This is a genomic window from Pseudomonas sp. microsymbiont 2 (genome assembly GCF_054788395.1).
This window is the reverse complement of sequence record NZ_CM139112.1, coordinates 1273757-1293544: the sequence shown is the minus strand read 5'-3', so window position 1 is coordinate 1293544 and position 19788 is coordinate 1273757. Positions and strand designations below refer to the sequence as shown.

18 protein-coding genes are annotated in these 19788 nt (G+C 65.3%); 11 read left to right on the top strand and 7 right to left on the bottom strand.

The window, feature by feature from the left end; translation table 11 throughout:
* Positions 1-84 precede the first annotated feature (84 nt).
* Both ACYUME_RS05885 and ACYUME_RS05880 read left to right on the top strand, forming a co-directional pair.
* Positions 85-648 (top strand): PadR family transcriptional regulator, encoded by a 564-nt coding sequence (locus tag ACYUME_RS05885; protein ID WP_460418301.1) that lies wholly within the window; start codon positions 85-87, stop codon positions 646-648.
* Positions 645-1406 (top strand): siderophore-interacting protein, encoded by a 762-nt coding sequence (locus tag ACYUME_RS05880; protein WP_460418300.1) that lies wholly within the window; start codon positions 645-647, stop codon positions 1404-1406. The genes ACYUME_RS05885 and ACYUME_RS05880 overlap by 4 nt, the downstream gene beginning before the upstream one ends.
* A 56-nt stretch (positions 1407-1462) precedes the next feature.
* On the opposite strand, the gene ACYUME_RS05875 is transcribed toward ACYUME_RS05880, so the two are convergent.
* Complete coding sequence (locus ACYUME_RS05875; RefSeq protein ID WP_460418299.1) at positions 1463-2089, bottom strand: Pr6Pr family membrane protein; 627 nt, start codon at positions 2087-2089, stop codon at positions 1463-1465.
* Positions 2089-2310 carry a VF530 family protein gene (locus ACYUME_RS05870; RefSeq protein ID WP_011532490.1) on the bottom strand — a complete coding sequence of 74 codons (222 nt, stop codon included), beginning with the start codon at positions 2308-2310 and terminating at the stop codon, positions 2089-2091. The genes ACYUME_RS05875 and ACYUME_RS05870 overlap by 1 nt, the downstream gene beginning before the upstream one ends.
* 225 nt (positions 2311-2535) lie before the next feature.
* Between ACYUME_RS05870 and ACYUME_RS05865 the strand changes: the two genes are divergently transcribed.
* The 7 genes from ACYUME_RS05865 (at position 2536) to cmoB (ending at position 13663) form a co-directional block, all read left to right on the top strand.
* Positions 2536-4593 carry a TonB-dependent receptor gene (locus ACYUME_RS05865; RefSeq protein ID WP_279883129.1) on the top strand — a complete coding sequence of 686 codons (2058 nt, stop codon included), beginning with the start codon at positions 2536-2538 and terminating at the stop codon, positions 4591-4593.
* 304 nt (positions 4594-4897) lie between these two features.
* Positions 4898-6244 (top strand): carbohydrate porin, encoded by a 1347-nt coding sequence (locus ACYUME_RS05860; protein WP_460418298.1) that lies wholly within the window; start codon positions 4898-4900, stop codon positions 6242-6244.
* 31 nt (positions 6245-6275) lie between these two features.
* Entirely contained in the window at positions 6276-8687 is a 2412-nt protein-coding gene (locus ACYUME_RS05855; RefSeq protein ID WP_460418297.1) for a glucose/quinate/shikimate family membrane-bound PQQ-dependent dehydrogenase, read from the top strand.
* A 150-nt stretch (positions 8688-8837) separates the two neighbouring features.
* On the top strand, positions 8838-11258 hold the full coding sequence (gene lon / locus ACYUME_RS05850; protein ID WP_279885907.1) for an endopeptidase La: 2421 nt from the start codon (positions 8838-8840) through the stop codon (positions 11256-11258).
* A gap of 226 nt (positions 11259-11484) precedes the next feature.
* On the top strand, positions 11485-11877 hold the full coding sequence (locus ACYUME_RS05845; protein ID WP_279885905.1) for a protease inhibitor I42 family protein: 393 nt from the start codon (positions 11485-11487) through the stop codon (positions 11875-11877).
* Between the two features lie 89 nt (positions 11878-11966).
* Positions 11967-12710, top strand: coding sequence for a carboxy-S-adenosyl-L-methionine synthase CmoA (gene cmoA, locus ACYUME_RS05840; protein ID WP_050703993.1), 744 nt, complete (start codon positions 11967-11969; stop codon positions 12708-12710).
* Positions 12707-13663 (top strand): tRNA 5-methoxyuridine(34)/uridine 5-oxyacetic acid(34) synthase CmoB, encoded by a 957-nt coding sequence (gene cmoB, locus ACYUME_RS05835; RefSeq protein ID WP_279885901.1) that lies wholly within the window; start codon positions 12707-12709, stop codon positions 13661-13663. Before cmoA ends, cmoB begins: the two co-directional genes overlap by 4 nt.
* A gap of 68 nt (positions 13664-13731) precedes the next feature.
* Here cmoB and ACYUME_RS05830 read toward each other — a convergent pair whose 3' ends face one another.
* The gene (locus ACYUME_RS05830) at positions 13732-13935 is read right to left on the bottom strand and encodes a hypothetical protein (RefSeq protein WP_460418296.1); all 204 of its coding nucleotides are present in this window, start codon (positions 13933-13935) and stop codon (positions 13732-13734) included.
* 311 nt (positions 13936-14246) lie between these two features.
* Here ACYUME_RS05830 and ACYUME_RS05825 point away from each other — a divergent pair, with 311 nt between their 5' ends.
* Positions 14247-14921, top strand: a complete 675-nt coding sequence (locus tag ACYUME_RS05825) for a heavy metal response regulator transcription factor (RefSeq protein WP_279885898.1) — start codon at positions 14247-14249, stop codon at positions 14919-14921.
* Positions 14918-16303 (top strand): heavy metal sensor histidine kinase, encoded by a 1386-nt coding sequence (locus ACYUME_RS05820; protein ID WP_460418295.1) that lies wholly within the window; start codon positions 14918-14920, stop codon positions 16301-16303. The genes ACYUME_RS05825 and ACYUME_RS05820 overlap by 4 nt, the downstream gene beginning before the upstream one ends.
* A 118-nt stretch (positions 16304-16421) precedes the next feature.
* On the opposite strand, the gene pdxJ is transcribed toward ACYUME_RS05820, so the two are convergent.
* From pdxJ to rnc, 4 genes are all read right to left on the bottom strand, one after another.
* Positions 16422-17144, bottom strand: coding sequence for a pyridoxine 5'-phosphate synthase (gene pdxJ, locus ACYUME_RS05815; protein ID WP_460419295.1), 723 nt, complete (start codon positions 17142-17144; stop codon positions 16422-16424).
* A 62-nt stretch (positions 17145-17206) separates the two neighbouring features.
* Positions 17207-17890, bottom strand: a complete 684-nt coding sequence (recO, locus tag ACYUME_RS05810) for a DNA repair protein RecO (RefSeq protein WP_279885892.1) — start codon at positions 17888-17890, stop codon at positions 17207-17209.
* A 162-nt stretch (positions 17891-18052) separates the two neighbouring features.
* Positions 18053-18955: a GTPase Era gene (gene era / locus ACYUME_RS05805; protein ID WP_028690122.1), complete on the bottom strand. Its 903-nt coding sequence runs from the start codon at positions 18953-18955 to the stop codon at positions 18053-18055.
* Positions 18948-19637, bottom strand: a complete 690-nt coding sequence (gene rnc / locus ACYUME_RS05800; RefSeq protein WP_279885889.1) for a ribonuclease III — start codon at positions 19635-19637, stop codon at positions 18948-18950. Before rnc ends, era begins: the two co-directional genes overlap by 8 nt.
* Positions 19638-19788 lie beyond the last annotated feature (151 nt).

Below are 19788 nucleotides of genomic sequence, written 5' to 3'. Positions count from 1 at the left end.
TAATAATTCGTATTTAAGGGCTTGTCTTGCGATATATCTTGAGTAATATCTTGCGATATATCTCACCACAAGGAGCCCTGCATCATGCGCGACCATGCCTCCCATGATTTTCACGAGCGCCGCCACGGTCGTGGCGAACGCGACCACGGTCGCGGCGAGCGCGGCCCACGGGTATTCGCCCCGGGTGACCTGAAACTGCTGATGCTGTCGATGCTCGCCGAGCAACCCGGCCACGGCTACGACCTGATCCGCCAGATCGAAAGCCTTTTCGACGGCAGCTACAGCCCCAGCCCCGGGGTGATCTACCCGACCCTCAGCTATCTCGAGGAAGCCGAGCAGATCACCGGCACCACCCAGGGCAGCAAGCGCCTCTACACCATCACCGACACCGGCCGCGCCGCGCTGGCCGAACAGGCGGTGGCGCTGGACGGTGTGCGCATGCGACTGGAGGTCAGCAAACGCGCCCTGCGCGGCCACGACCGGCCACCACAGATCCATGAAGCCGTCGGCAACCTGCGCCACGCCCTGCAGATGCACAGCGGGCGCTGGACACCCGACGAGATCGAGCGAGTCCGCACCTTGCTCAACGACACCGCCAAGGCCATCGCCTCCGGGCCGGCCCCATTCGTTAAGGAAGACACCCCATGAGCGACACTATCCACCGCGTCAACCACGAGATCCGCCAGCGCCGCCTCGACGTGCTGCGCGTCACCGACATCACCCCACGCATGCGCCGTATCACCCTCGGCGGCGCGGAGCTGGCCGGCTTCACCAGCGTCGGCAGCGATGACCATGTCAAGCTGCTGTTCGCCTGCACCCCCGAGGAACAACAGGCCATCGAAGCCCGTAACCTCGGCCGCGACGGCGGCGCCCGGCCAACCATGCGCGAGTACACGCCACGGCGCATCGACCTGGGGAACAACGAACTGGACATCGATTTCGTCCTGCATGGTGACGGCCCCGCCTCCACCTGGGCGGCCCAGGCCAAGCCCGGCCAGACCCTGGACATCGCCGGCCCGCGGGCGTCGATGGTGGTGCCGGATATCTTCGACAGCTATCTGCTGATCGGCGATGAGACGGCGATCCCGGCCATTGCCCGGCGCCTCGAGGAGCTGCCGGCGGGCCGCCAGGTACTGGCGGTGATCCAGATCGAGGACGAGCAGGAACGCCAGCCGCTGCCAAGCAAGGCTCAGGTCGAGGTGATCTGGGTGCGCCGCGGTCAGGAAGATATCTTGGACAAGGTCAAGCATCTGGCGCTGCCCCACGGCAGCCTGTATGGCTGGGTGGCGCTGGAAAAAGGCCTGACTCGCCAGGCCAAGGCGTTGCTGCTGGAGAAAGGTATCCAGGAAGATGCGCTGAAGGCAGTCGCCTACTGGCGTGCCGACGGTACCCCTGAAGACGAGTGATGCCGCGCCCGCTCCCACGGTGGGAGCGGGCTTGCCCCGCGATAGCGCCAGTGCCCTCAGCCACGCCCTCGCCAGCGATCCAGCCCCAGTAGTACCAGCCCAATCCCCCAGAATCCTGCCAGTACCGCCAGCGCATTCACCAGCACCTGCCCATAGCCCAACCGCGCCACATCCACGAACGGATAGGGATACACCCCGATCTCCTGCCCGCGCAGCAGCACGAAGGCGAAGTACAACGTCGGGTACAGCGCCCAGGCCAGCAGATGCCAGAGTCGCAGGTGCCCCTTGGGCACCTCGAACCACCAGTACAAGACGCACAACAGCGGCATGACGTCGTGCAACAGTTCGTCCGCCAGCCATTGCCAGCCCTGCGGCTGCCACAAGTGGCGCAGCAGCAGGCTGTAGGCCAGGGCCACCAGGACGATGCTGGTGGTAATGGCGCCACTGATCGACGGGGACAGGAACCACCGCCGCGCCGCCGACTCACGGCCAAACGCAGCCTGGCTCAACATCGTCGCCACCAGGGTGTTGGTCAGCACCGTGAAAAAGCAGAACAGGTTCACCAGCCCACCGACCAGGCTGGCCTGTTCCTGCCAGCGCGCCAGCAACACCAGGTACAGCTGGATCGCCAACCCCGCCCAGCCCAGGACGGCGGCCAAGGTCAGCCAGGGACGGCGCTGCATCAACCTTTGCGCTGCAGCTTCACATACAGCTGCTCGACCTTTTCCCGAGCCCACGGCGTCTTGCGCAGGAAGGTCAGGCTCGACTTGATGGTCGGGTCGCTCTTGAAGCAGCGGATGTCGATGCGCTCGGCCAGGCCCTGCCATTGGTAGTGCGCCACCAGCTCGGTGAGGATCTGCTCGAGGGTCTTGCCGTGCAGCGCGTTGTGTTGGGCCGTGCTCATGCCAATGCTCCAGGTTCGGGAAGGTGCGCACCTTACACGAGTGTAGTGGCATCTACAGCCTCTACCGCTGTGCCCTGTAGGAGCGGCCTTGCGCCCCTTTCGCGACACAAGGCCGCTCCTACAGACAGCTATGCAGGCCACAAAGTACTGGCCAGTACCGAACAGCTTGTGATGAAATGTTATAAAGTAACTATTGATAATTCTGCCAAGGAACGCCACATCCCCATGCGTCACATGCCGCTCCACCTGTCCCCCCTCGCCGTCGCGCTCTGGCTGGCGTCATCTCCCAGCCAGGCCGTCGAACTGCAACCCCAGGTGATCACCGCCAACCCGCTCGGCAACGCCCAACTGGCCGCGCCGAGCACCGTGCTCGAAGGCGACGACCTGCTGCAGCAACAGCAAGGCAGCCTCGGCGAGACCCTCAACAAGCAGCCCGGCGTCGCCTCCACCTGGTTCGGCCCCGGCGCCAGCCGCCCGGTAATCCGCGGCCTGGACGGCGACCGTATCCGTATCCTGCGCAACGGCGTTGGTGCCCTGGACGCCTCGTCGCTGTCCTACGACCACGCCGTGCCGCTGGACCCGGTCACCGTCGAGCGGGTCGAGATCGTTCGCGGCCCCGCTGCCCTGCTCTACGGCGGCAATGCCATCGGCGGGGTGGTCAACACCTTCGACAACCGCATCCCCGACTCGCCCATCGACGGCATCCATGGCGCCGGCGAACTGCGCTACGGCGGCGCCGACACCACCCGTAGCAGCGCCGGCAAGCTGGAGGCCGGCAACGGTGCCTTCGCCCTGCACCTGGACGCCAACAGCCGCCAGTTCAACGACCTGCGCATCCCCGGCTACGCACGCAGCTCCAAGGTGCGCGACGCCAACGAGCCGGGCCGCAAGCATCGCCTGGAAAACAGCGACGGACGCCAGGACGGCGGTGCGATTGGCGGCTCCTATCACTGGGATCATGGCTATGCGGGCCTGTCCTACAGCCGCTATGACAGCAACTACGGCTCGGTGGCCGAGCCCGGCGTGCGCCTGGACATGCAGCAGGACCACTATGGCTTCGCCTCCGAGCTGCGCGATCTCGATGGTCCCTTCAGCTCTATCAAGATCGACGCCGGCTACACCGACTACCAGCACCGCGAGATCGAAAGCGGCGACGTGCACACCACCTTCAAGAACAAGGGTTACGAGGCGCGCATCGAGGCGCGCCATCAGCCACTGGGCCCGGTCGAGGGGGTGATCGGTGCCCAGGTCAGCCGTAACGAGTTCTCCGCGCTCGGCGAAGAGGCTTTCGTTCCGCATACCGACACCGACAGCCTGGCGCTATTCCTGCTGGAACAATGGCAGGCGACAGAACGCCTGAACCTGAGCCTGGGCGCGCGCCTGGAGCACACGCGGGTCGATCCGGACGCCAAGGGCAACGAAACCTTCGCCGGGGCCGACAGCGCCAGCAGCTTCAATGCCTTCAGCCTGTCCTCGGGCGCGGTCTACCAGCTCGACCCAATCTGGTCGCTGGCCGCCAACCTCGGCTACACCGAGCGCGCGCCGACCTTCTACGAGCTGTACGCCAACGGCGCCCACGTGGCCACCGGCGCCTACGAAATCGGCGACCCGAACCTGAACAAGGAAAAGGCCATCTCCGCCGACCTGGCCCTGCGCTTCGACAACGGCACCCACAAGGGCAGTGTCGGCGTGTTCTACAGCCACTTTCGCAACTACATCGGTCTGATCGGCACCGGCAATCTGCGTGAAGGCCATGATCACGACCACGACGATCATGACCACGATCACGATCATGAGCACGACCATGACCACGGCGATTTCCCCGAGTATGCCTACCAGGGCGTGCGAGCGCGCTTCTACGGCATCGAAGCCCAGGACCGTTGGCAATTGCTGGAAAACCGCTACGGCAGCTTCGCCCTGGAACTCTCCGGCGACTATACCCGGGCCAAGAACCTCGACAGTGGCGAGCCACTGCCGCGCATCGCCCCGCTGCGCCTGAACAGCGGCTTGGTGTGGGAGCTGGACCGCTGGCAGGCGCGGGTCGACGTGCAGCACGCCGCGTCGCAGCACCGCAAGCCGGACAATGAGACGAGCACCGATGGCTACACGACCCTCGGCGCCAGCCTGGGGTACCGCTTCGACATCGGCCAGAGTGAATGGCTGGCGTTCGTGCGCGGCGAGAACCTCACCGATCAGACAGTGCGCTATGCCAGCTCGATCCTGCGCGATATCGCGCCGGCGCCGGGGCGCAGTGTGCAGGTCGGTCTGCGCACGTCCTTCTGAGGTAGCGCTGTGGGAGCGGGTTTACCCGCGAATGCGATGGTGAATCCACCGCAGCATTCGCGGGTGAACCCGCTCCCACAGGGATCGCGCCAGATTGAGAAGAGAACTCTCAGGTCGCGAACTGTTACCCCATTAGCAACAATCCCCTGCGACATTTTGTCTTTTTTTCTTACAACTTCCCCTATATCCTCCCCGCCGCAAGCTGAATCGCTTCACTCGCCACCTCTCGCAACCCATTTCCTCGAAGACTTCGCGTTTCGTTGCGCTTGCCGTTCCTTCAACAATCAAAAGATAGCGCTATCTCATGCTCCAGCTGCCCAATACCCGCTACTCCGGCCTTGCCCTCGCCACCCTGCTCGGCGCCCTCTCCCCCACCACCAGCGCCAGCGAAATGTTCGCCAAGGACTCGCCGTGGATGCTCGGCGACTGGGGCGGCACCCGCAGCGAACTGCTGGAGAAGGGCTACGACTTCACCCTCGGCTACACCGGCGAGATGGGCAGCAACCTGCACGGCGGCTACAGCCATGACCGTACCGCGCGCTACAGCGACCAGTTCACCTTCGGCGTGAACATGGACCTGCAGAAGGTCCTCGGCTGGCACGACAGCGAATTCCAGTTGACCATCACCGAGCGCCACGGCGACAACATCAGCAACGATCGCATCAACGACCCGCGCGTCGGCGGTTTCACTTCGGCCCAGGAAGTCTGGGGCCGCGGCGAGACTTGGCGGCTGACGCAGATGTGGATCAAGCAGAAGTACTTCGACGGCGCGCTGGACGTGAAATTCGGCCGTTTCGGCGAAGGCGAGGACTTCAACAGCTTCCCCTGCGACTTCCAGAACCTGGCGTTCTGCGGCTCGCAGGTAGGCAACTGGGTCGGCGGCATCTGGTACAACTGGCCGGTCAGCCAGTGGGCGCTGCGCGTGCGCTACAACCTCAGCGACGCACTCTACGCCCAGGTCGGCGTGTTCGAGCAGAACCCCTCCAACCTCGAGAGCGGCAACGGCTTCAAGCTCAGCGGCAGCGGTACCCAGGGCGCGGTGATGCCGGTCGAACTGGTCTGGAGCCCACGGGTCAATGACCTGAAAGGGGAATATCGCGCCGGCTACTACTACAGTAATGCCAAGGCACAGGATGTTCTAAAGGACAGCACCGGTGCGCCGGCCGCCATCAGCGGCGCCGCCTACCGCAGCAGCTCGAGCAAGCATGGCCTGTGGCTCGGCGCCCAGCAGCAGGTGACCTCGCTGGCATCGGACCAGTCGCGCGGCCTGAGCCTGTTCGCCAACGCCACGGTGCATGACAAGAAGACCAATGCCATCGACAACTATGTGCAGGCAGGTGTGGTTTACAAAGGGCCGTTCGATGCCCGCGCCAAGGACGACATCGGTTTCGCCCTGGCCCGCGTGCACGTCAATCCCGGCTACCGCAAGAACGCCCGCCTCATCAACCAGGCCAATGGCCTGGACGACTACGACAACCCTGGCTTCCTGCCCGTGCAGGACACCGAGTACAGCGCCGAGCTCTACTACGGCATCCACCTGGCCGACTGGCTCACCGTGCGCCCGAACCTGCAGTACATCCGCCATCCGGGCGGTGTGTCGCGGGTCGACGACGCCTTGATCGGTGGCCTGAAGATCCAGAGCAGTTTCTAACCCGACCCTTCCACACTACGGAGAACAGACGATGAGCACTGACGGTGCCAAGAATGGAACCCTCTGGCTACCACGCCTGATGGGCGTGCTGTTGCTGCTGATGGGCCTGGCCCTGCTGGCCGGCGGCATCAAGCTGAGCCAGCTGGGTGGCTCGCTTTACTACCTGATTGCCGGTATCGGCTTCGCCCTGTCGGGCATCCTGCTGCTGGCCAAGCGCCGCATCGCCCTGGGCCTGTACGGCCTGGTGCTGCTGGGCAGCACGGTCTGGGCCCTGGTGGAAGTCGGCCTGGACTGGTGGCAGCTGGTGCCACGCCTGGCCATCTGGTTCGCCATCGGCGTGGTCCTGCTGCTGCCGTGGGCCCGGCGCCCGCTGGTCGGCCCTGCGTCGAAGGTCAACACCGCGCTGCTCAGCGTCGCCGTGGTCGCTTCCGGCGCCACCGCCGTGGCCAGCCAGTTCACCCACCCCGGCGAAATCCGTGGCGAGTTCAACCGCGACAGCAGCGAGATGGCCAGCGCCGCGCCGTCCATGCCCGAGGGTGAATGGCAGGCCTACGGCCGCACCGAGCATGGCGACCGCTACTCGCCGCTGCGCCAGATCACCCCGCAGAACGCCTACCGCCTGGAAGAAGCCTGGCGCATCCGCACCGGCGACCTGCCGACTGAAAACGACCCGGTGGAGCTGACCAACCAGAACACCCCGCTGAAGGTCAACGGCATGCTCTATGCCTGCACCGCCCACAGCCGCCTGCTGGCCCTGGACCCGGACACCGGCGCCGAGATCTGGCGCTACGACCCACAGGTCAAGAGCCCCACCGGCACCTTCAAGGGCTTCGCCCACATGACCTGCCGTGGCGTCTCGTACTATGACGAGAACAACTACGTCAGCCGCGACGGCAGCCCCGCACCGAAGATCACCGACGCAGGCCAGGCCGTGGCCCAGGCCTGTCCGCGCCGCCTCTACCTGCCCACCGCCGACGCTCGCCTGATCGCCATCAACGCCGACACCGGCAAGGTCTGCGAAGGCTTCGCCAACCAGGGCGTGATCGACCTGACCCGCGGCATCGGCCCGTTCACCGCCGGCGGCTACTACTCCACCTCGCCAGCGGCGATCACCCGTGATCTGGTGATCATCGGCGGCCATGTCACCGACAACGAGTCGACCAACGAGCCGTCCGGCGTGATCCGTGCCTACGACGTGCACGACGGCCACCTGGTGTGGAACTGGGACAGCAACAACCCGGATGACACCAAGCCCCTGGCCGACGGCAAGATGTACAGCCGCAACTCGGCCAACATGTGGTCGATCGCCAGCGTCGATGAAGACCTGGGCATGATCTACCTGCCGCTGGGCAACCAGACTCCCGACCAGTGGGGCGCCGACCGTACCCCGGGCGCGGAGAAGTACAGCGCCGGCATCGTCGCCCTGGACCTGGCCACTGGCAAGGCACGCTGGAACTACCAGTTCACCCACCACGACCTGTGGGACATGGATGTCGGCAGCCAGCCGACCCTGGTCCACCTGAAGACCGACGACGGCATCAAGCCGGCGGTGATCGTGCCGACCAAGCAGGGCAGCCTGTACGTGCTCGACCGCCGCGACGGCACGCCGATCGTGCCGATCCGCGAGATTCCGGTGCCGCAAGGCGCCGTCAAGGGTGACCACACCGCGCCGACCCAGGCCCGCTCCGACCTCAACCTGCTCGGCCCCGAACTGACCGAACAGGCCATGTGGGGCGCCACCCCGTTCGACCAGATGCTCTGCCGTATCCAGTTCCGCAGCCTGCGCTACGAAGGCCAGTACACTCCGCCGTCCGAGCAAGGCAGCCTGATCTATCCAGGCAATGTCGGCGTGTTCAACTGGGGCAGCGTGTCGGTCGACCCGGTGCGTCAGATCCTCTTCACCTCGCCGAACTACATGGCCTTCGTGTCGAAGATGATCCCTCGCGAGCAAGTGGCCGAAGGCAGCAAGCGCGAAAGCGAGACCAGTGGCGTGCAGCCGAACACCGGCGCGCCGTATGCCGTGACCATGCACCCGTTCATGTCGCCGCTGGGCATCCCGTGCCAGGCGCCGGCCTGGGGTTACGTGGCCGCCATCGACCTGTTCACCAACAAGGTGGTGTGGAAGCACAAGAACGGTACCACCCGCGACAGCACCCCGGTGCCGATCGGCATGCCGGTGGGCGTGCCGAGCATGGGCGGCTCGATCGTCACCGCCGGCGGCGTCGGTTTCCTCAGCGGCACCCTGGATCAGTACCTGCGCGCCTATGACGTGAAGAACGGCCAGGAGCTGTGGAAGGCTCGCCTGCCTGCAGGCGGCCAGGCCACGCCGATGACCTACACCGGCAAGGATGGCAAGCAATACGTGCTGGTGACCGCTGGCGGGCATGGCTCGCTGGGCACCCGCATGGGCGACTACATCATCGCTTACAAATTGGCTGAGTAAGCTGCAAGCTGCAAGCGACAAGAGAAAGCGGGGCCAGCACGGTCCCGCTTTTTTCTTGCAGCTTGCAGCTTGAAGCTTGCAGCTGGGATGGGTTGAAACCCATCCCCCACCGCCCCATCTAAGCACCATAGCCATTCACGCAGGTGCCCCATGAGCGACCAGCAGGATTTCCCGGAACATCCCGACGAACACAGCGAAGTCGAACACCTCGATCCCGCGGCCACCACCGGCCACCCCCTCGCCCTGCCCGGCCAGCAACTGCCGGACAAGGTCTACGTGATCCCGATCCACAACCGGCCATTCTTCCCCGCGCAGGTGCTGCCGGTGATCGTCAACGAAGAACCCTGGGCCGAAACCCTCGACCTGGTGGCCAAGACCCCGCATCACTCCCTGGCCCTGTTCTTCATGGACACACCGCCGGAAGACCATCGCCACTTCGACACCAAGGCCCTGCCCGAGTACGGCACCCTGGTGAAGGTGCACCACGCCAGTCGCGAAGGCGGCAAGCTGCAGTTCGTCGCCCAGGGCCTGACCCGGGTACGCATCCGCACCTGGCTCAAGCACCATCGCCCGCCCTACCTGGTCGAGGTCGAGTACCCGCGCCAGCCTGCCGAACCCAACGACGAGGTGAAGGCCTACGGCATGGCCCTGATCAATGCGATCAAGGAACTGCTGCCGCTCAACCCGCTGTACAGCGAAGAGCTGAAGAACTACCTCAACCGCTTCAGCCCCAACGACCCGTCGCCGCTGACCGACTTCGCCGCGGCGCTGACGTCCGCCACCGGCAACCAGCTGCAGGAAGTGCTCGACTGCGTGCCCATGCTCAAGCGCATGGAAAAAGTCCTGCCGATGCTGCGCAAGGAGGTCGAGGTCGCCCGGCTGCAGAACGAGATCTCCGCCGAGGTGAACCGGCAGATCGGTGAGCACCAGCGCGAGTTCTTCCTCAAGGAGCAGCTCAAGGTCATCCAGCAGGAGCTGGGCCTGACCAAGGACGACCGCAGCGCCGACCTGGAGCAGTTCCAGCAGCGCCTGGAAGGCAAGACCCTGCCGGAGCAGGCGAAAAAACGCATCGACGAAGAAATGGGCAAGCTGGCCATCCTAGAAACCGGCTCGCCGGAGTACGCCGTCACCCGCAATTACCTGGAATGGGCCACCGCCCTGCCCTGGGGCGTGTACGGCAAGGACAAGCTCGAGCTCAGCCACGCGCGCAAGGTGCTCGACCGCCACCACGCGGGGCTCGACGACATCAAGGAGCGTATCCTCGAGTTCCTCGCCGTCGGTGCCTGGAAAGGCGAGATCAGCGGCTCCATCGTGCTGCTGGTAGGCCCACCGGGCGTGGGCAAGACCAGCATCGGCAAGTCCATCGCCGAATCCCTCGGCCGACCGTTCTACCGCTTCAGCGTCGGCGGCATGCGTGACGAGGCCGAGATCAAGGGTCACCGTCGCACCTACATCGGTGCCCAGCCGGGCAAGCTGGTGCAGGCGCTCAAGGAAGTCGAGGTGATGAACCCGGTGATCATGCTCGACGAGATCGACAAGATGGGCCAGAGCTACCAGGGCGACCCGGCCTCGGCGCTGCTGGAAACCCTGGACCCGGAGCAGAACGTCGACTTCCTCGACCATTACCTGGACCTGCGCCTGGACCTGTCCAAGGTGCTGTTCGTCTGCACCGCCAACACCCTGGACTCGATCCCCGGGCCCCTGCTCGACCGCATGGAAGTCATCCGCCTGTCCGGCTACATCACCGAAGAAAAACTGGCCATCGCCAAGCGCCACCTGTGGCCCAAGCAGCTGGAAAAGGCCGGCGTCTCGAAGAGCAGCCTGAGCATCAGCGATGGCGCCCTGCGCATGGTGATCGAGGGCTACGCCCGCGAAGCCGGTGTGCGTCAGCTGGAAAAGCAGTTGGGCAAACTGGTGCGCAAGGCCGTGGTCAGGCTGCTGGAAAACCCCGACGCCAAGCTGAAGATCGGCACCAAGGACCTGGAAGCAGCCCTGGGCATGCCGGTATTTCGCAGCGAGCAGGTGCTCGCCGGCAAGGGCGTGATCACCGGCCTGGCCTGGACCAGCATGGGCGGCGCCACCCTGCCCATCGAGGCCACGCGCATCCACACGCTCAACCGCGGTTTCAAGCTCACCGGCCAGCTCGGTGACGTGATGAAAGAGTCGGCCGAGATCGCCTACAGCTACATCAGTTCGCACCTCAAGCAGTTCGGCGGCGATCCGGGCTTCTTCAACGAAGCGTTCATTCACGTGCACGTGCCCGAAGGCGCCACGCCCAAGGATGGCCCCAGCGCCGGTATAACCATGGCCAGCGCCCTGCTGTCGCTGGCCCGCGACCAGGCGCCGAAGAAAGGCGTGGCCATGACCGGCGAACTGACCCTGACCGGCCAGGTGCTGCCGATCGGCGGGGTGCGCGAGAAGGTGATCGCCGCCAGGCGGCAGAAGATCTTCGAGCTGATCCTGCCGGAGGCCAACCGTGGTGACTTCGAGGAACTGCCGGACTACCTGAAGGAAGGATTGACCGTGCATTTCGCCAAGCGCTTCGCCGACGTGGCGAAAGTGTTGTTCTGACCGCCCAGCCGGGCCACTGCAGGAGCGGCCTTGTGTCGCGATAGGGCCGCACAGCGGCCCCGGCTATCTCAAAGTAGGCTAGAGACCCTGGGGGTGCTTCGCACCCCTTTCGCGACGCAAGGCCGCTCCTACAGGGATCCTGCATGGCAATGAGACGCCAACACTGCCATCACAAACTTCCATCTGCATCGGTTATCCTCAGGCCACTTCAGCCTCCGGAGCCAACATGACCCTCCCTCGCCTGCTCGTTCCCCTGGGCCTGGCCCTGCTCACCGCCTGCGTCCAGCAACCGCAACGCACCGTCGAACTCGACGGCGAAAGCGAGTGCCCCAAGCGCCTGGTGGTTGGCCAGACCTTGACCCTGACCCTGCCCAGCAACCCCACCACCGGCTACCGCTGGCTGCTGCAGAATCCAGCCCCGGACATCCTGCGCAACCTCGGCCCCGAGGTATACCGATCGCCAGAGCAAGCCGGCATCGTCGGCAGCGGCGGCCTGTCGAGCTGGCGCTTCCAGGCCAAGGCGGCGGGCGAAGGCCACCTGATCCTGGTCTACCAGCAGCCCTGGGCCCCGGAAGTGCGCCCGGTGCAGACCTTCGATTGCGTCATCCGGGTCAAGTGAGCGCACGGCACCGGTCAGCCAACCATGCAAGCTCGCCGCGGTTTGGCTAGAATGCCGGCCCTGTAGATTGCCAGCCGCCTGGACCCACCGTGAGCAAACAACCCGATCGCCTCTTCGCCCAGCCCCTGGAGCAGGTGCCCGACTTCGTGTTCAACGAGGACGTGGTGCAAGTGTTCCCGGACATGATCAAGCGCTCGGTGCCCGGTTACCCGACCATCGTCGAGAACCTCGGCGTGCTCGCCGCGCGCTTTGCCCAGCCGAACTCCGCGCTGTACGACCTTGGCGCCTCGCTCGGCGCGGTGACCCAGGCCCTGCGCCGCCATGTGCGCACGGACGGCTGCCGGGTGATCGCGGTGGACAACTCCGCGGCCATGGTCGAGCGCTGCCGCCAGTACCTCACCGCCCAGGACTCCATGTTCCAGGAGCTTTTGCCGGTGCAGGTGCTGGAGGCCGACATTCTCGCCCTGCCCTTCGAGCCCGCCTCGGTGGTGGCGATGAACTTCACCCTGCAGTTCGTCGCCCCCGAGCAGCGCCTGGAGCTGCTGGGCCGCATCCGCCAAGCCCTGTTGCCAGGCGGTGCGCTGATTCTTTCGGAAAAACTGCGCTTCACTGACGCGCAGGAGCAGGACCTGCTCAACGAACTGCACTTGGACTTCAAGCGTGCCAATGGCTACAGCGAACTGGAAATTGCCCAGAAACGCAGCGCCATCGAGAACGTGATGAAGCCCGACACCCTGGAAACCCATGAGCAGCGCCTGCGCGCCGCTGGCTTCTCCAAGGTCGTGCCCTGGTTCCAATGCCTCAACTTCGCCTCGCTGATAGCCCTGCCATGATCGATCTGTCCCCCCTCGTCCGCCGCCTGGCGGGCACGCCCCTGGCCAACTGGTCCCAAGGCCTGCAGGCGCAACTGGATGCCAAGCTGGAAAAGGGCCACGGCGACCTCGACCGCTGGCGCGGCGCCCTTGAAGCCCTGCCTCGGTTGACCCCGAGCGAAATCGACCTGGTCGACGGCCTGCGCCTGGACTGCGCGTGCGATGACGCCACCCGCGCGCAGATGCGCCAGGCGCTGATGGGCCTGTCGCCGTGGCGCAAGGGGCCGTTCGACCTGTTCGGCGTGCACGTGGACACCGAATGGCGCTCGGACTGGAAGTGGTCGCGGGTCGGCCCGCATCTGGACCTCAAGGGCAAGCGCGTGCTCGACGTCGGCTGCGGCAATGGCTACTACCAATGGCGCATGCTCGGCGCCGGCGCCGACATGGTCATCGGCGTCGACCCCAACTGGTTGTTCTTCTGCCAGTTCCAAGCGGTGCAGCAGTACCTGCCGGATCTGCCGGCCTGGCACCTGCCGTTCGCCCTCGAAGACCTGCCGGCCAACCTCGAAGGCTTCGATACCGTGTTCTCCATGGGCGTGTTCTACCACCGCCGCTCGCCCATCGAACACCTGCTGGCGCTCAAGGACTGCCTGGTCAAGGGTGGCGAACTGGTGCTGGAAACCCTGGTGATCGAGGGCGACGAAAACCAGGTGCTGGTACCCGAGGACCGCTATGCGCAGATGCGCAATGTCTGGTTCCTGCCATCGGTGCCGGCCCTGGAGCGCTGGCTGCGCCGCGCCGGCTTCAGCGACGTGCGTTGCGTCGACGTCAGTGTCACCAGCGTCGAGGAACAGCGCAGCACCGAATGGATGCGCTACCAGTCGCTGGGTGATTTCCTCGACCCGAACGACCACGGCAAGACCATCGAGGGCCTGCCGGCCCCCCGCCGCGCCACGCTGCTGGCGCGCAAATAAAAAAGGCGCCCATCGGGCGCCCGAATCCACCTGCGGCGAGGAGCTGTCGCGACGCAGGTGTGTGCTGCTCAGTCCTTGGCCACCTCGCGGGCCTTCTCCTGCGCGCTGCGCTCACGCTCGACCAGCGCCTGCTGCTTGTCGCCGTGCAGACGGGCCTGGTCTTCGCGGAACGCTTGCCAGAATTGCTTCGAACGCTCAGCGCCTCCCTCGGCGAAAGCGCTGGCGCTGCCCAGGGCGAGAATCGCCAGCAGCAGGTACTTGGTCAGGTTCATCGTGCTTGCCTCGTGATAACCGTTTCGACAGGGCCATCATCGCAAGCGGGAGCTAACGCCAAGGTGAGGCGGACATTACAGTCTTGCAAGAGAGCCGCATCGCGGGGCTAGCCCGCTCCCACGGGACCCTGCTGGCTTTGTGGGAGTGGGCTTGCCCCACGATGGCGGCGGCCCTGTCAGGCACATGACCCGTGCATTACAAATCCGTTATTCCCGCCGCTTGTGCATTCGCATCCAGTAACATCCTCGCCGCTTGACCCTGATGTCGCTACAGGGTCGAGAATCGCCCCCTTTCCATACAGAGCCCGACCATGCGCCTACTGATCATCGAGGACGAACCCCGCACCGCCGACTACTTGCAGCAAGGGCTGCGCGAGAACGGCTATGTGGTCGACTGCGCCCACACCGGGACCGATGGTCTGCACCTGGCCCGCCAACAGCCTTACGACCTGGTGATCCTCGACGTCAACCTGCCCGAACTGGACGGCTGGAGCGTGTTGCAACGCCTGCGTGCCGAGTCGTCCACGCGCATCATGATGCTCACCGCCCACGGCCGCCTGGCCGACCGGGTCAAAGGCCTGGACCTGGGCGCCGACGACTACCTGCTCAAACCCTTCGAGTTCCCCGAATTGCTGGCGCGGATCCGCAGCCTGCTGCGGCGCAACGACCAGCACCTGCAACCCAGCACGCTGAAAGTCGCCGACCTCGAGCTCGACCCCGGCCGCCACCGGGCCTGGCGCGGCGGCCAACGCATCGACCTGACCGCCAAGGAGTTCGCCCTGCTGCACCTGCTGATGCGCCAGAGCGGCGAAGTCCTGTCGCGCACCCAGATCATCTCGCTGGTGTGGGACATGAACTTCGACTGCGATACCAACGTGGTGGAAGTGTCGATCCGCCGCCTGCGAGCGAAGATCGACGATCCCTTCGAAGACAAGCTGATCCACACCCTGCGCGGTGTCGGCTACGTGCTCGAGGCGCGCACGTGAAGCGCCCGACCCTGTCGCTGCGCCTGGGCCTGAGCGTCACCCTGATGGGCGCGGCGCTGGTCCTGCTGCTGGCCTGCCTGGCGGTGTTCGCCCTCGACCACGAGCTGGAAAGCCGGGCACGCAAGGACCTGGCGCGCAAGATGCAACAAGTCGAGCACAACCTGCGCGTGGACCTGCGCAGTGACGACCTGGGTTCCCGTGCCCACCCCTTGCTCGACCTGGTGATGGGCCATGACAACCTCAGCCTCAGCGTGGTGGCGGTCAACGGTCGCCATCCGGCGCTGCTGAGCCTCGGTCCGGCCTTGCAGTCCCAGCACCTGATGACCCTGGAAGCCGACAACCGGCTGAGCTTCCACGCCTGGCGCGACGGCGCCGACAACCAGATTCTCACCGCCAGCCGCCTGATGCGCCTGCGCGACGACACACCGGTCAAGGTACTGATGTCGCTCAACCGCAGCGACGACAACAGCCTGCTGCAGGCCTACCTGCACTCGACCTTGCTGGCCTTGCCGCTGCTCCTGGTGCTTATCGGCATCGCTGCCTGGAAGCTGGTGCAGCGCGGCCTGCGCCCCTTGCGGCACTTTCGCCGCATCGCCGGACAGGTTTCGGCGCAGGAGCTCGAACACCGTCTGCCGGACGAAGGATTGCCCACCGAGCTGGCCGACCTGGCCCGGGCCATCAATGTCATGCTGGACCGGCTCGACCAGGGCGTGCGCCAACTGTCGCAGTTCTCCGACGATCTGGCCCACGAACTGCGCACGCCCATCGGCAACCTGATGGGCAAGGCCCAGGTGACCCTGGCCCGCGAGCGTGACGGCGACAAGTACCGCGAAGCCCTGGAAGACAGCGTCGAGGAACTGACCCGACTCAACCGCATCATCAACGACATGCTGTTCCTGGCCCAGGTCAGCCAGCCACAGACCCAGGTCGCGCTGGTGCCGATCGCCGTGGCCGACGAGGTGGCGCGGGTCAGCGAGCTGTTCGCCTTCAGCGCCGAGCTCAAGGGCATCTCCCTGCACTTGCAGGGCTGGGGCACGGCGCTGGCGGACCGGTTGATGTTCCAGCGCGCGCTGTCGAACCTGCTGAGCAATGCGATCCGCCATGGCCCGGAGGGCAAGCCGGTGGCCGTGGGCATTGAGCGCCAGGGCAATGAGATTGGCGTTTGGGTGGAGAACCAGGGGATGGGGATTGGCCAGGCGCACCTGCCGCACCTGTTCGAGCGGTTCTATCGGGTCGGCGCCGGGCGTTCGCGGCTGGAAGGCGGAACGGGACTGGGGCTGGCGATCGTGAAGTCGATCATGCAGCTGCATGGAGGGCGGGTCGAGGTACAAAGCCAGCCGCAGGGCCCGACTCGATTCACCCTGGTATTTCAGGCCGAATGAGGCACCGGCCTCTTCGCGGGTAAACCCGCTCCCACAGGGATTTCACCAACCTCAAGGCGTGTGCAGTACCTGTGGGAGCGGGTTCACCCGCGAAGGGGCCGGCGCTGCCCACTCATGATCAGCGCGAAGCCGCGACGATCAGCGCTTTCATCTCCGCCACCGCCGCCTTGAAGCCGACGAACAGCGCATGGGCCACCAGCGCGTGACCGATGTTCAGTTCATTGATGCCCTTGATCGCGGCCACGGCCTCGACGTTGTGGTAATGCAGTCCATGCCCGGCATTGACGATCAGCCCCTGGCCGACGCCGAACGCAACACCGTCGACAATGCGCTTGAGCTCCTCGGCCACCTCGGTCGGCGTCTCGGCGTCGGCATAGCGGCCAGTGTGCAGCTCGATGGCCGGCGCGCCGACACGTCGCGAAGCTGCGATCTGCCGTTCATCGGCATCGATGAACAGCGACACTTCGGCACCGGTGCGCGAAAGACGCTCGACCGCCGCCTTGATCCGTGCCTCCTGGCCGGCCACGTCGAGGCCGCCCTCGGTGGTCAGCTCCTGGCGGGTTTCCGGGACCAGGCAGATGTGCGCCGGGCGGATCTTCTCGGCGAAGGCCATCATCTCTTCGGTGACGCCCATCTCGAAGTTCATGCGGGTCTGCAGCACGTCCTTGAGCAGCAGCACGTCGCGCTCCTGGATATGCCGGCGGTCTTCGCGCAGGTGCACGGTGATGCCGTCGGCACCCGCTTCCTCGGCATCCAGCGCGGCCTTGACCGGGTCTGGGTAACGGGTGCCCCGGGCCTGGCGCAGGGTCGCCACGTGGTCGATGTTGACGCCGAGAAGCATGCGGTTGCTGTGAGTCACGAAGGGGCACTCCTGAGGGTTGAGGCCGACAGCATACGTGCTGATCAACGCTTGCGAAACAGTTCCCGGCTGACCAGCGGCTTTGGCCCCAGGTGCACGGCAAGGGCCTGGCGCATCAGGCGCTTGGCGGCAAGCAAGGCGCCTGGCGCCTGCCAGTCGGCCTCGGCCAGTGCCAGCAGCTCGCTGCCCTTGAACAGCCCAGGCTGGAACAGCTCTACGCGCTCCAGCCCGGCGTCGACCTGCAGGCGATACAAACCCTCGGCGGCGACCGCGAGGCCATTGGCATCCTGATCCAGGGCGAAGGCGTAGCCCAGCTCGTCCAGCAGCCGCCATTCGAACGAGCGCAGCAACGGCTCCAACGGGCGTCCGGCGGCCAGCGCCTGCAAGGTCAGGGTGTAGTGCTCGAACAACGCCGGATGTGGCGCCTCGGCCGGCAGCAGGCGCATCAGCAATTCATTGAGGTAAAGCCCGCTGAACAGCGCGTCGCCATGCAGCCAGGCGGCAATGCCGCTGCTGTCCAGGCGACCGACGTTCTTCAGTTCACCACGCCCGCGCAGCTCCACCTCCAGCGGCACGAACGGGCGCACCAGGCTGCCGCCCTTGCCCCGCGCTCGACGCAGCACCGCCCGTACCCGCCCCTGGGGGGTGAAAAAGTCCACCAGCGCGCTGGTTTCCTTGTAGGCGCGGCTGTGCAGCACGTAGGCGGGTTGGGGGGTGGGTTGTTCCATGACGATCTCCGAACCCAGGTTTGACGCAACCCATGTAGGAGCGGCCTTGTGTCGCGAAAGGGTCGCGCAGCTGCCCCAGGATCCACGTAGCACTCGAGATCTTGGGGCAGCTGCGCGACCCTTTCGCGGCACAAGGCCGCTCCTACAGAGGGAGTCCGGAGCTTACAGGTCGCCGTAGCCCAGCGAACGCAGGGCGCGCTCGTCGTCGGACCAGCCGCCCTTGACCTTGACCCACAGGTTGAGCATGACCTTGGAGTCGAACAGCACTTCCATGTCCTTGCGCGCCTCGGAACCGATGCGCTTGATACGCTCGCCCTTGTCGCCAATGATGATCTTCTTCTGCCCGTCACGCTCGACCAGGATCAGCGCGTGGATGTGCAGCACATGGCCCTGCTGCTTGAATTCCTCGATTTCCACGGTGATCTGGTACGGCAGCTCGGCACCGAGCTGGCGCATGATCTTCTCGCGCACCAGTTCGGCGGCGAGGAAGCGGCTGCTGCGGTCGGTGATCTGGTCTTCGGGGAAGAAGTGCTCGTTTTCCGGCAGGTGCTTGGCGATCTGGGCTTCCAGCGCTTCGAGGTTGTGCCCCTGCTGCGCGGAGATCGGCATCACTTCGGCGTTCGGCAGTTGTTCCTGCAGCCATTGCAGATGCGGGATCAGCTCGGCCTTCTCTTCCATGCGGTCGGTCTTGTTGACTGCGATGATCAGCGGGCCGGTCACGTACTGCACACGCTCGAGCACCAGCTGGTCCTCGTCGGTCCACTTGGTACGGTCGACCACGAAGATCACCACGTCGACGTCCTTCAGGGCCGCCGAGGCGTTGCGGTTCATGTAGCGGTTGAGCGCCTTGTCGTTGGCCTTGTGCATGCCGGGAGTGTCGACGTAGATCGCCTGCACGTCACCCTCGGTCTTGATGCCGAGCATGTTGTGGCGGGTGGTCTGCGGCTTGCGCGAGGTGATCGCCAGCTTCTGGCCGAGGATGTGGTTGAGCAGCGTGGACTTGCCGACGTTGGGGCGACCAACGATGGCCACGTAGCCGCAGCGGGTCGAAGTGTTCTCAGTCATTGCCATTCTCCACGCCCAGGGCGATCAATGCGGCGGCGGCGGCGACCTGCTCGGCGATACGCCGGCTGACGCCCTGCCCACGGCTCTTGTTGTTCAGCAGCACCACTTCGCATTCGACGAAGAAGGTCCGGCAGTGCGGTTCGCCCTGGATATCCACCACTTCGTAGCGCGGCAGCTCGCAGGCACGCGACTGCAGGAATTCCTGCAGGCGCGTCTTGGGGTCCTTGTTGGTGTCGACCAGGGTCAGGCCATCGAACTCGTCGGTCAGCCAGGCGAGGATACGCTCGCGCGCGGTCTGCATGTCGGCGTCCTGGTAGATGGCACCGATCAACGCCTCCAGGGCGTCGGCGAGAATCGACTCACGGCGAAAACCACCGCTCTTGAGCTCGCCCGAGCCCAGGCGCAGGTATTCACCCAGGTCGAAACCACGGGCCAGGCGGGCCAGGGTCTCGCCTTTGACCAGACGAGCGCGCAGGCGCGACAGCTGGCCTTCTCGGGCCTGCGGGAAGCGCTCGAACAGCGCCTCGCCGACCACGAAGTTGAGGATGGCATCGCCGAGAAATTCCAGGCGCTCGTTGTTGCGCCCGGCATAGCTGCGATGGGTCAGGGCCAGCAGCATCTGGTCCTGGTTCTTGAAGGTGTAGCCGAGCTTGCGCTCCAGGCGACCAAGGGAAGCACTCATGGGGCCACCCCGGCAAAGTTCAACGCGTTGTTCAAATCAACATCCTGAAAGACGGTTTGACTGTGGTCCGTCGCCGATAACGGCGAAAGCCCTCGCTCCCTGAGAACACAGCCTATGTCAGAAATGCAATCGGCGCCGTCCGTGGACAGCG